Consider the following 12,946-nt stretch of genomic DNA (forward strand, 5'->3'; position numbering starts at 1 on the left):
AAAACACTAATGATGTGAGTTAATAATTGGGTCATAATCGTATATAGCACTCTCGCTTTCGCTAAAACCTATTCTATGAGCAACGGCTTTCACAGATTTTGCTCGCTCCAATTTAAAAGGTCCTTTGTATAATTGCCAAAGCTCAGGTGTATTGGTGTTGCTTAATTGATAAGAAATCACCGCACCAGGCGTTGGACTACTTAAATGCATTATGCCATTACTAAATTTAAATTGTGGCTTTGCGGTTTCTGGCTGTAACTCACTTCCTGCCCAGAGTTTTTGAATAAGTTGAGCTTCAGGAAGGCTTGGATCATCGTTTATTTCATTTAACCAACGGTCCATTTCATCACTAAGCTCAGAAACCACTTCTTTATAGCTAGGGTCGGTAATAATATTATTTAGCTCATGGGGGTCATTGTTTAAATCAAATAATTCTTCAGGGTCTTTTTTATCTCTAAACCATAAAGCTTGTGCCGGTGTAAGTTGATCTGCATCTCGTAAACGCAATAGCTCTTGCATGGTAGGTATTTTTTCACGATAAGCCACTGGCAAATAATAGCTTTGCTCTGGTCGGTAGTTTCGAATGTATTTGAAACGTTCATTTCTTACGGCACGAATAACATCTGTAAAGCCATCAAATCTATCCGCCGCAGCATGAATATACTCTCGTTTGGCAGTTTGTTGTTTGCCTAAAAAGTTTCTACCTTGCATGTGTGTAGGTTTATCTATACTAGCTAAGTTCAAAAGTGTTGGCGCAAAATCAACAAAACTGACAAGTTGATCATCTTTTTCTCCTGCGTTTTTAGCATTGGGATAACGAATTATAAAAGGCACCTTGAGGCCACTGTCGTACACTAATCGTTTTTGTCGTGGTAAGGGGCCACCATGATCTGAATAGAACATAATAATTGTATTATCGTATAAACCATCATCTTTCAATTGCTGTAATACCGCAGCAATCTGTTTATCAGTTTCAGCTAAATTATTATACATTTTCCAAAAGTCACGCCTTACGAGAGGCGTATCTGGTAAATAAGGCGGAATAGGGAAATCAATATCTTTAGCTACGTGAACAGGTGTCTCAGCTTCTGATGACTTAACAGCATGATGCTGCGGCAGTTTTGCTATCTTCTTTCTATCGTCAGAAAAGTAATGCCTGGACTCTATTTTTCTAAAACCATATGGTTCGAACAATCCTGACTCGTGTGTTGTAGTAAAATTAACAACCGCATAGAAGGGCTGCCCGGGTTTTCGATTACGCCAATGCGCATAAGGCCCGCTTTCGTCCCATGCAGCTTTGGGCGCTTTAAATTGGTAATCTGTTTTTAAATTATTTGTTGTGTAATATCCTGCTTCGCGAAGATACTGACTGAGCATTTTTGCATTTACAGGCGGAATTGCTTCATATTTTGGTAAGCCGGTTTCCTCTGTATTTGACGTTGTACGCATATTATTTGCGCCAAATGATGAAGGGTACATCCCCATAGCAATAGCAGCACGGCTTGGTGCACATACACCAGAAGTTGAATACACATTTGTATATGTAACACCTTCATTTGCTAGTTGCGTGATCGTTGGCGTCTTTATTGTTTTATCACCGTACGGTTCAATGATTGGGCTCATGTCTTCCAGCACTAACCATAAAATGTTGGGCTTTTCAGACACATCATTTTTTACAGTACGACCTTCTACTGCATGCAACCCACTGACGAAAAATAATAAAACCCACACAAAAAGCTGCCTGTAACTTAATTTTTTACAATTCACTTGCTACCTCTTTACATTATTTTTTATACGGTTAGCTATTAATGATTACGAGCAAACTATTTACCCCTGACTCACTGCTGCCCGAGACAATTCATCAATCATTTTTGCTAAGTACTAGTGCACGCCACCTGCCTCTGGCAAATGCGGTGCCTCCGTTTTCAGGAACCTTTCCATTTGTAACTGCTTTAGATGAAACTCGTATAATGTCGCCTTTAGTTAATTCAACGTCCTGCATATTGAAGTATATTTCTTGGTAATCAGTGGTTGTTTCTGGATTGGTAAATCGACCAATTTCTTTATTGTTTATTGAAACAATATATGTCGACTCTCCGTCAATTTCAGTAAGTGTAACCAGCTTCAGGGTATAATTGCCCACCTCTTTGGCCTGTACGTTATATTCTGCGTGCGCAAATTTATTTCTGTAGGCAGTTTTCACTGCATTTATAGCAAGAGCATTCTCTGCTTTATGCTGGTAATAGGGAATTTCACCCGTATTTTCGATCGTGAAGTCATCTATGGCGTGTAAAATCCGCGAGTAATCCGATATCTTAAACAGTTGTGTTTTTTCTTGTAGTGGCTTGGGATTATTGAATGTTTCTGATTTATCTTTGTCCGCAGGTATATAGCTCTTGTCTTTAGTTAAGAGCAGTTTGTCGAGCTCAAAACCATCTTCACGCATTGATACCATAATGGTGTGAACACCTTTATGGGGTATATCAATATAAATGGTATTGGGAGTACCGCAATGGTTGGTGTTTACCCGCTGTGCAGAAGACCATGTCCAAGCATGTTTACCCTCACATAATTGCAAGCGCTGCGATGATGCTGGCCATTGCCCATTTATGCCTAAATGCACACCATTATCTTCACTTCCAGTACTGTATGCTCTTGCCCAAGCGTAATATCTTCCTGGTGTTTCAAAATAAACCGGATAACTAAGCACTGCCATTGTGCCGGCATTGTTTGTGAAGTTATCGTTTCTAACTAGCGGTTCATGATGATTGCTACGGGTATCAGGGAGTACTTCAATATAAGCCCCGTTACTTGCATCATGATAATGAGCTTGGTCTGCATCAGCAAAATTATGAGTAGCTGTATTTTTTGAAAACACCAGCCATCGCCTCTTATCATCTAGGTGTTGGGCTGAAAAATTTTCTGCTTCAATCACCACGAAGCCTGAATCTTCATGATAAAACGGCCCCGCATTAATATTTGTGGCTGACGCTGCAAAACTAGCGATTACTATTGGTAAATTAAAAAGCTTAGATTTCATGTTTGAGAGTCCCATGCTTTAGCTTTTACTAATCGTATCTAACAGTAATACTTCTTTTATTTCTTTTGGCGTTGAATGTTTATTGCCGCCATTGTCAGCACCTGTTATCCACCAATAAATCATTCCTGCATCCGAGCAATCAAATTTATTAGACTGAAATGGCACAACACCGTCCTTCTCAGCATAGGCCATCATTTCCCAAATAAAGGCTATACCACTGTCTGGATGATTTTTGGCCCAATCCCAATCAGCTATAGGCCCTTGGAGTCCAACGTTTTGATCTCCTATTTGGTGTTCTTTCACACCAAAGTCTAAAATTTGCTGCCAAGTGAAAAAGTCACCACTGTTATCATTTGCAGGGTGATGCGAAACAACATGAACATGTTGCACCTTACTTTTTTGTGCAGCTTCCAACGCATATCCTATAAGATCAGGTTCGCCCGCTTCAATTATCCAAAGCGGATTCTCAATAGACGATGCGTTGATTGCATCAACTAAGTCTTGTGTTGCCCCTACTTGATCAACCCTGCAGTTATAAAAATCACGTAAATGATTAAATGGTCCAAATAAATCAATACCTCTGCGACTTAGTTCGTCTAGTTTATTTTGTCGACGCATTTCATTTTCGGCATCAATTTGATATCGAGCTTTGTTTCTAAAAGGGTCTAAATCACAAGAGTGAGATAAATGAACGAGTCGGCTAGATAAGCCCGTATCTTGTAAAAGCGCCAACATGACAGGTGTTGCACCAATATCATCTGGATCAGGAGAGTTACCATCTATTACTATGGCCAAGCGGCCTTTAGGAGGGTTCAGTGCTTCAAATTTGCCTTTTATCGTTTGCTTTGAAGAATCTACTTTTTCTTTCCCCTCCAAAAGTGTTGCGTTATGACTACATGCTACGCTTAAAAAAGTGCTTAAAATAATGCAAGGGATTAATAGTTTTCTCATTGTTTATTTCTCTATTTTGATAAAAGTCGGTAATTTGTAACAGCTATTTTTATTGACCTAAATTGAGTAAATATGATTGTAATTGAATGACAGCAAGTTGACAAACTGTTAATGCTTATATTTTGAGCACAACCTTAACTAGACAGCTCCCTTAAGCCCAAATTGCCCAATGAAAATAACTGCGTAATGCAGACTAAGAAGCTTGAGGCAAGTGATTTTGATTTAACAACAAAAAGGTGGGGAGAATATGCAGGTGTTATAAAGTGATTCGATAAAGAAAGTAATTGCCAATGAAGCAAAGACATACCACCAGCTGAAATCAGTAAAGACTTGATAAGTGATCAAAAGCGCTGTAAATAAAAATAGCCCTTAAGTTAGTACCAACTCAAGGGCCATTATTTACCGTCAGCAATTAAATGCCAACCGGTTATTAAGCTAATAAAGACTTAACGTAATCAATTAGGTCTTGGTCTTGGCCATTCTCAAATAAACACGCTTGGAACCGCTCACCAGATACTGCGGTTTTAACCAGTTCTTGATCAAGGTTCTTCAATGAATCAACATAGCTGCGATTCACTAAAGCTGACTTCACTTGCGTTAGAATTGAGGCATTTTGAACCTGCGGCTCTCTGCGCTCAACAGGGTAACCAGCACCGCGCTCACCAGTCAGTGCTTTTTCAAAGATATAACGCGCATTTAATTCAGCGCCCCAACCAAACCCTTTAGCAAACGGCAGTGCTAACGCGTTACCGTTATTAACTTGATTAAACAAAAAGGCATCAGAAGGGTCAATACAATAGCCACAAAACACACCGTCGTGAGCGTTCAACGACATCATTGCACCTTGGCCTGTACCACAGCCCGCGAATACAAAGTCAACAGCTTTAGCGTTAAGTAAAATGCCCGCCATAATACCTAAATGAACATATGTTAGGTGATGATCGCTTTCGCTATTCATACCCACGTTAAACACACTGTGCTCTAACGGTAAGGCAACACTTTCAAGTTCGTTTAAAATAATTGGATTTTTAGCCGCTTGGCTATTTTCAAACATTAATGCTATTTTCATGACTGGTTTTACACCTTTGTGAGTGAATATGATTTTAAGTGTATCATTAGTTTCTAAAGAAATTAACATATAAAGGACGAAGAAAAGCTCATTAAAGCATTTATCTTTTTTAAACCCTTATTTCTTGAAGCTATAGAAGCAATTGTAATGAGGATCTGTAAAACACTTAATGCTTGTGTTCGCTAAAGAAAAATTAGCTTTTATGTCATTCAAAATATGCTGCTTAAATAATTTTTTATCTAAATAATGTGTTTTCAACAAACCAAAAGATACCAACTTTGTTATTCAGGTTGTATGCAAATATTGTGGTCAACTAATTCCGGATATTGAATAACAAGTGAGGAACACCCGCGAACTTTTTAAGCCGACATTTCAACTTAGCCCAATGTTAAATTACTAGCTTGTATACCAGAAAGGCATCAGCCTTTAGATCTGTCACCATGATAGCAAATAAAAATTAAAACGTCTCCAAAATGCTATCATTGTAGCATAAATTATAGCACTATCATTTATGCTATAAAACAACACCAGCTACAAACCAATCTGCTACAGTGATAGCAATAAAATCAATATTTGTGCTATAATCGATAAGATAATAGCAATTTTTAGAGGACTGTATGTTATCCCTTTATACCGCTTATGACTTGCAGATGGATCTCAAAGAGTTTATCAAATCAGCTCGAAAAAAGGATAAACTCAGTGTTCAAAAGCTGGCTGATCTCTCTGGTGTACCTTACGCGACAATCCGCAAGTTTGAATCATCTGGCAACATCTCATTGCGTCAGTTCCTCATGCTTTATGAAACAGTCGGTGACTTGAAAAAAGTGAAAAACCTGACAAAGTCGTCTGAGCCTGTATTTAAATCAGTAGAGGATGTGCTCAAACATGCTTGAATCAGCCCTAACCGTAAAACGAACGCTTAGCACAGGTGAAAAAGTACTTGTTGGCAAGCTCGTTGAAAATAGAAAGCAAAGCTTTTTTCAATTTGATGAGGATTATTTAGGTGCTCACCCAACCTCTCTAGCTCCATTTAATTTAAAGGCAGATACAAGCCTTCAAGCTGCGCCTAGAGAGCCACATTACGGCATTCATGGGGTTTTTGGGGATAGTCTCCCAGATGGTTGGGGTCTTTATCTCATGGATCGTGTATTTAGACAGAACAACCATAATCCAAAGGAAGTGACCGCGTTAGAGCGTTTGGCTTATCTAGGTGACAGATGCATGGGTGCGTTGAGCTATGAGCCAGAATTAGATTTACTTGATGAGTCCAAGGAGTCAATTGATATCATTACCCTTGGCCGCGCTGCGATTGAAGAGTTTGAAGGCACCGAGTCAGCTCTGCTTGAGCACTTAATGAATACTGGTGGTTCGGGTGGTGCTAGGCCCAAAATGAACATAACACGTTTATCAAATGGGGAATATTCAACATTAGATGACGCGCCAGGTACAAAGCTTATCGTTAAGCTGACGTCTGAAAAGTTTGACTTGAAGCATTCTGAATCATTAGTCGAATATTGCTACATGCAGATGGCCCGTAATGTCGGCATTGAGGTTCCTGATTTTAATTTGATTGATACGGGTAATGGACGATTTTGGCTAGAGCAGGAACGATTCGATTGCACCGAGCAAGGCGGTCGAGTCCATATGATTTCTGCGTGTGGGTTGTTAGATGCACCGTTTCGAGAGCCTTCTTTGGATTATATTGATTTAGTTAAAGCTACGCGCATCATGTGCAGTGTCACTGAGTCTCAGAAGCTCATTAAGCGCTGCTTGTTTAATTACCTGACTGTTAACCAAGATGATCACTCCAAGAACTTCAGCTTTCTCGCCAGTGACGCCGATAACTGGACGTTATCGCCTTTCTACGACATTGTTTACAGTCCTAATCCTTACAAAGAGCATATGACAGCATTTGGTGGTAATGGCCAAACACCCAAGAGCGCACTTGATCAGTTAGCGGCTCAGTCGGGGTTATCTTCAAAGAAAGCAATTTTGCTTATGGCTGAAGAAATATTTGAAACATTACGTTCGTTTAGCCATGAAGCCAAACATCTAGGCTTGTCACCTAATCTAATCAAGGAGATTGATCAGGATATGGTAAAAAAATATAAAGCGCTGCAAGTTTAATTTTGTCTGACCTATGCAACTGAGTCAGTCGCATTTAATCATTCCACAGTGTGGAATGATTAATTTTATCCCTACACTTCAATAACTTTAAAATTATAATCATCGATATAGGTGATTATATGTATTCCAAACAACTATCACGACAAAACTGTCCGAAAATACCACTCAGATATTAGGCTCAAGACTTAAATAGCTCGTCATCACTCTCAAATGACTTAAACTCTAAAGGGTTTCCACTATAATCGAGCACAAACATTGTTTTTTGCTGACCGCTTTTGCCCTCATATCTAATTTGAGGTTTTATAATGAACTTCACCTTTGCTTTCTCCAGCCTTTCTGCCAGCTCATCAAATTGAGCTGAAGTAAGTATGCAACCAAAATGTGGAATTGGCACCGATACTCCGTCAACTTTTCCACAATAGTCGAGCTCTTTATCTACAACACCCACATGTGCAGATAATTGATTTCCATACAAATCAAAATCAACCCAGCTATCAGTCGACCTTCCCTTTGGACACCCTAATACTTTTATGTAGAAGTCTTTTGTACTAGCAATATCTTTAACTTTAAAAGCATAATGAAAGCAGTTACTCACTTTAATTCACCTTATATTCTAATTTTTAAGTTTTTCAGGTTTCCAGCAACCCTATTCGAGGGTTAAGAATTGTTTATCTAAATGTTGAGAAACACAAACAGCTGGTTGTTACTGCGCAACTTTACCGCTTGGTGCCCATATACCCTAGCTTATACCGTATCAAAAGGAGCCTTGCTAGTAACCAATAATCTGGGCCAAGCAACAAAGAGGATATAAAAGCACTATATCAACTTGCCCCTTCGGTTGTTTTTATTTTTTATTTTCCCAATGCTCGATTACATAGTAATCCTCTGGCTTTAATATATTTTGATACTCTTTACTCACACTGGTTCTCAGTGGCGGTCTATTTTGATCTAACTTAAATAATGGTGCACTTATGATAGGCAGGTTTCCAAGTCGCTCATCCAAGATATCACCCTGCTCTGCCATCCAGCTGAATAATTGTGTTTTTAGCCGTTGTTTTACGTTTTGTAATTGAGGGTCATTAATTAAGTTTATTTGCTCAAATGGATCGTTGTCTAAATCATATAACTCTTCAAAAGATTCATCTTTATGCTTCATAGCACCTTGGCGAATAAACACATTAATATTAGGGTTATCGGTTAAGTTTTTATCCAAAACTTCAAGTGCGTTAAAATTACGAATGTACTTATAGCGTTTATCACGGATCATACGAGATGGAAAAATATGCGCGTTGATAATATTTTGATTAGTTCGTATGCCGTATACATACTGATGAATTGGAGCATCATTACCTTCAAGAATAGGTAAGAAACTTTTCCCATCCATACTCGAGTCTTGCTTGCCACCAGCAATATCCATAAAGGTAGGCAATACATCTGTATAGTGGATCAATTGCCCTGAAGTAGACCCAGGTTTAATAACCCGCGGCCAACGTGCTACAAATGGTATATTTAAACCGATGTCTTTAACTGTAAATTTACCAGATACCCCATGATCTGCGCTGTATATAAATAAGGTGTTGTCTGTTAAGTATTTATCAACCATTTTTAAGACGTGTTCGATTTGTGTATTATCCTCAGCAATACTGCGATAATAACCTGCTCTTTTCTTAATGTAGGCTTTATCTGATTTAAGGTGACTATCAAATGGGTGAAAATTAATATCTTTTACTTCTGGGTTCTTTACATCAAAGTACTTGCCATGCGGATACTTAGAGGTAATAAACATAACAAATGGTTTTGTAGCAGATTTAAAGTAGCGTTCAATATTTTCAAGTGGAATATAGTCTCGCGGAACACCTTCTTTTGGTACTGGTTCCCACTCCTGATCCCAATCATACACACTGGCTGGCTTTACGTGGCTTTTACCCGCTAATACAACTTGGTAACCTAACTCTCTCATTTGCTTAGTAACAGAGGAAATATCTGGCTTAGTTGGAGTATGGTTTGCAAATGCACCATTCTTTAAAGGGTATTTACCAGTAAAAAGTTGCGTTCTACTTGGCGCGCATATGGCTTGTGCTGTAAATGCTCGATTAAACAGCATCCCCTCTTGTGCCAACTTATCAATGGCTGGTGTATGAACTTTCTCGTTACCATATACACCGTAATCTGTAATGTCTTGGTCATCAGCCAAGTAAAAAATGATATTTGGCTTACTGTTGTTCTCGATATTAGTGCTTTGAGCAACTGTAGTGTTCGCATGTACTTTAGTTGTATTTATTAGCATTAATACTAATAAACTAACCAAACTTATTACTGTTGATGATTGTTTCATGTTCAACTCTAGTTATTTTATGGTATAGAAATAAAATTTGGTTTAACTCTTATATTACCGTTGCCTAGGAGATTCACTAGACAACGGTAGCATCAAGCCATTAGTTAGTTTTGCAATTACGTAGCGTTATACAAGCTGTTAACTGCTCTCTTAACGCGGCAGCTTGTTTTTGATAACGCGGGTCATTAACGACGTTATTTATTTCGTGAGGATCTTCTGAGTGATCGTATAGCATTTCCTCAACCTTGTTATCTTCTGTGATATAAGACGAGAAAATATAATTATCTGTGATGATAGAGTCCCCTGTTTTAAAGCGGCTATATACTTGTTTTTTATGTAAACGATCTGGCTGTTTTAGGACATCAACAAAGCTTTCCCCATCAATTTTTATTGATGGATTGATATTAGCTATTTCTGTGATAGTAGGGAAAATATCAATGAGCTCAACTAATGCATTAGTTTTTTGATTTTTCACTGCATGTGGCGAAGAAACAATCATAGGTATACGTAATGACGTGTCCAGCAAAGTGTGCTTAGTCCAAAAATTATGCTCGCCAAGCTGAAAACCATGATCACTGAGCAACATGATTGTTGTGTTATCGCGTAAACCAAGATCATCTATTTTATCAACAATGTCACCCACTAATGCATCAATGTAACTGACTGAAGCATAATAGCCTTGAATTGAAGAAAGGTGGAATGCATCACTATTATACTCATAATCTTTAAAGTGATAGGTGTGAATCTCACCTGAGCCACGTAAAGAACTAGGCGCTAAATGAGGACGCTCACGAAAGAAAAAGGGAGTGAATTTTTCTTTTGGGTGCAAATCGTAATACTTTTTCGGTGCATAAAAAGGTAAATGTGGTCTGATAAAACCCACACTCATAAAAAACGGTTGTTGTTCTGCTGATAACCGCGTTAGAGCTTGTAATGCTTTTTGCTTAACTTTGCCATCTGGGTATGCTTCATCAAGCACATCAGCGGTTTCATACCAAGGACCATTTTTTAGCCATTCAACGTGAGCATTTTCTTTGATATAGTTTTTCGAATCTGGGTTTAACATTGTTGCATGAGGCATACCAGATACCTGTATTTTTTCACTCCAGCTCACTGTTGCTAAATCTTTAGCATTATGAAAAATCTTACCCAAACCAATTGTATGGTAGCCAGACTCTCTTAAAACTTGCGGCAGTGATTTTGCATTAGGCGCATCTTTCTCTGCCATCGCTTTATAGTCGATGAAACGGTTTTTTGTTGGTCTTAAGCCAGTCAACATACTTGCTCGAGATGCTCCACACACTGGTACATTGCTATATGCATAGTCAAACGTAACCCCCTCTTTCGCCAAAGCATCAATATTGGGGGTATACGCTTTTTCATCTCCATATGCGCCAAGCACCGGTCTAAGGTCGTCAATCACTATCATCACAATATTTTGTTTTTCTGTAATTTTGGTTGTTTTGACTTCCTCAGTTGCTGCGCCTTTAGAACTAATACACAACGAGCTCATAAGCAGTATAAAGCTGTAAACTAGCTTGCTATTTTTAAAAATAATTTTCATAGTAATTATCCTTTAATAGTTTAATCTGCAACACTGTCGTCTTATATAAGCAAAGGGGATGAATACAACTCATACGTCCTCTGCAAATAAAGAGTATGTATTAATTAGCGTGGACGAAACTGACCATCACGCCATAGATACAGACGCTGTGCACTGCCTTTTTTAACGTTGAGTAAAACAGCCACTCCTTGACCATTGCTGGCTTTTACAGTTTCCATTTCGATTCTTGATTTAGCTAGATTTAAGTAAGTTTGGTTAATACGCCAATTTTGGCCATCGTTACTTTTTGCAGTTGCAAAAATAGATTGGCCTTTGGCGTCTTTGTAACTAACAGCAGCTGTATATTGATTTTGCTCTTGGCTTAATACTTCAAGCTTTAAAATATTGCTTATGGGGTTGTTTTTACTATCTACCAAAGATCTATTAACTGTACCCGGCATTGGTTGGCTATGTTTCCACTGGCCATTTTCAAACGATGTGACCCGCCACTCCCTGTATTGCTTGGTGCGTGCTTGGTAGGCAACCGCTGGGGTATTATTTTCTAACATAATAGGTGTTGTACTAAATGGCGTTTCTTCTCTTTGCGTTGAATCAAAGGCTAAGGTTTGTTGGTTAGCTTTTGCTAAGGTGATTGGTAACGCTAGCTGTTCGTCTTGTGCGTTATAAAATGTATCTGTTGTTGTATCGAGCTTCATATAATATGAGTTAATGCGCCCATAATCAGATTTATCGTGAATTTCAAGGAAGTTGCATTCATGCCACAGTGAGCTAATGGCAATTTCTGTATCAGACACTTTCTTTGGGGTGATGTAAAACGTATCAACATTTATGGGATTTTGCTTTTGCGGCGTTGGCACTGTAATGATGACCGGTTTTTCAAATGTTTGAGCGCCACTTGGCATTTTATAATAAACCCAAGGTGATTTATGCGTGCCCACTCGGGTGAATAAATAAATGTCACCATTGGCCATTTTTTCACTGGCGGTGTACGAGGCAAACGGGGTTATATCGTTTACATATTTAAACTGACTAATGTCATTTGGCTTTTCTGACATTACATGCAGCATCCTACCGCCAGCATGCGGCGTATCAATTGACAACGGATTTAATCCATCCTCTCTTTCACCACCATGTCCCCCATAAATAATATGAAAGTGCCCCTTGCTATCCTGTTCAATAATTGGCCGACCATGACTGTCAATTTTTCTATCGCCTTTTGAAAGCGTACTTTCTGCGGCTTTATAAGGCCCGTCCCATTTATGAGTTTTAAGATCGTAACTGGCTATATAAGGGTCGGTTAAATGCCCTTGATACGTTATAAATACTTTATCACCAATTACATCGTGCCAGCCGGTGTGGGGGTTTCCTTGAAGATTGTCTGTAAAATAACCCTCAGGTAGTTTTGGTAACGATGCCGGTAGAGCCTTTTTAGGGCCTAGGTTTTCATGTGGTAGGTTATAAATTTGGTGAAACGATTTACCTTGCGTGTATTTATCATAAATAGCTTGATACTCAGGGTAAGCACCATATAGGTATTGATCAATTCTCCAACGCCAATATTCACTGCTTTGTGGATCATTTGGTTCGACTTGATTTTGTAAAGTTGAAAATACGTTATCTGTTGCTGAGTATTTTTTTATTAGTGCAGCGCGTTCATCCGAAAACCCGGTGTTTTGATTAGCTGGGATATTTGTAGAACAGGCGGTACTTAACAGACCGGCGTAAATACCTAAATTTAAAAAAATTACTTTTTTAAGGCGAGTTAGTGTTAAGGCTTTATGAGTTAATGAAAATTGCATAGTGTGTCTCGGTGGGTTATGTGTGAATTGCAGTGTATTAATTACGTAAAATATAGCGCTG

General features: G+C 38.6%; 10 protein-coding genes. 2 read left to right on the forward strand and 8 right to left on the reverse strand.

The window, feature by feature from the left end; all coding sequences use genetic code 11:
• Positions 1-6: 6 nt before the first annotated feature.
• The 4 genes from QMA08_RS19340 to QMA08_RS19355 all read right to left on the reverse strand — a co-directional run bounded on the left by QMA08_RS19340 (position 7) and on the right by QMA08_RS19355 (position 5,060).
• The gene (locus QMA08_RS19340; RefSeq protein WP_290175261.1) at positions 7-1,767 is read right to left on the reverse strand and encodes a sulfatase; all 1,761 of its coding nucleotides are present in this window, start codon (positions 1,765-1,767) and stop codon (positions 7-9) included.
• Between the two features lie 94 nt (positions 1,768-1,861).
• Positions 1,862-3,040, reverse strand: a complete 1,179-nt coding sequence (locus QMA08_RS19345) for a hypothetical protein (protein ID WP_290175262.1) — start codon at positions 3,038-3,040, stop codon at positions 1,862-1,864.
• Between the two features lie 18 nt (positions 3,041-3,058).
• The gene (locus QMA08_RS19350; protein WP_290175263.1) at positions 3,059-3,991 is read right to left on the reverse strand and encodes a hypothetical protein; all 933 of its coding nucleotides are present in this window, start codon (positions 3,989-3,991) and stop codon (positions 3,059-3,061) included.
• A 430-nt stretch (positions 3,992-4,421) separates the two neighbouring features.
• Positions 4,422-5,060 carry an RpiB/LacA/LacB family sugar-phosphate isomerase gene (locus QMA08_RS19355; protein ID WP_290175264.1) on the reverse strand — a complete coding sequence of 213 codons (639 nt, stop codon included), beginning with the start codon at positions 5,058-5,060 and terminating at the stop codon, positions 4,422-4,424.
• Between the two features lie 617 nt (positions 5,061-5,677).
• On the opposite strand from QMA08_RS19355, the gene QMA08_RS19360 reads away from it, so the two are divergent.
• The gene (locus QMA08_RS19360; RefSeq protein ID WP_290175265.1) at positions 5,678-5,953 is read left to right on the forward strand and encodes a helix-turn-helix transcriptional regulator; all 276 of its coding nucleotides are present in this window, start codon (positions 5,678-5,680) and stop codon (positions 5,951-5,953) included.
• Positions 5,946-7,187 (forward strand): type II toxin-antitoxin system HipA family toxin, encoded by a 1,242-nt coding sequence (locus tag QMA08_RS19365; RefSeq protein ID WP_290175266.1) that lies wholly within the window; start codon positions 5,946-5,948, stop codon positions 7,185-7,187. Before QMA08_RS19360 ends, QMA08_RS19365 begins: the two co-directional genes overlap by 8 nt.
• A gap of 178 nt (positions 7,188-7,365) precedes the next feature.
• Here QMA08_RS19365 and QMA08_RS19370 read toward each other — a convergent pair whose 3' ends face one another.
• The 4 genes from QMA08_RS19370 to QMA08_RS19385 all read right to left on the reverse strand — a co-directional run bounded on the left by QMA08_RS19370 (position 7,366) and on the right by QMA08_RS19385 (position 12,885).
• Positions 7,366-7,782, reverse strand: a complete 417-nt coding sequence (locus tag QMA08_RS19370) for a VOC family protein (protein ID WP_290175267.1) — start codon at positions 7,780-7,782, stop codon at positions 7,366-7,368.
• 249 nt (positions 7,783-8,031) lie between these two features.
• Complete coding sequence (locus tag QMA08_RS19375; protein WP_290175268.1) at positions 8,032-9,522, reverse strand: sulfatase; 1,491 nt, start codon at positions 9,520-9,522, stop codon at positions 8,032-8,034.
• 100 nt (positions 9,523-9,622) lie between these two features.
• Positions 9,623-11,086, reverse strand: a complete 1,464-nt coding sequence (locus tag QMA08_RS19380) for a sulfatase (RefSeq protein WP_290175269.1) — start codon at positions 11,084-11,086, stop codon at positions 9,623-9,625.
• A 104-nt stretch (positions 11,087-11,190) separates the two neighbouring features.
• Complete coding sequence (locus tag QMA08_RS19385) at positions 11,191-12,885, reverse strand: hypothetical protein (RefSeq protein ID WP_290175270.1); 1,695 nt, start codon at positions 12,883-12,885, stop codon at positions 11,191-11,193.
• Positions 12,886-12,946 lie beyond the last annotated feature (61 nt).

Source organism: Pseudoalteromonas sp. APC 3355 (assembly GCF_030407615.1).
Lineage (GTDB): Bacteria > Pseudomonadota > Gammaproteobacteria > Enterobacterales > Alteromonadaceae > Pseudoalteromonas > Pseudoalteromonas distincta.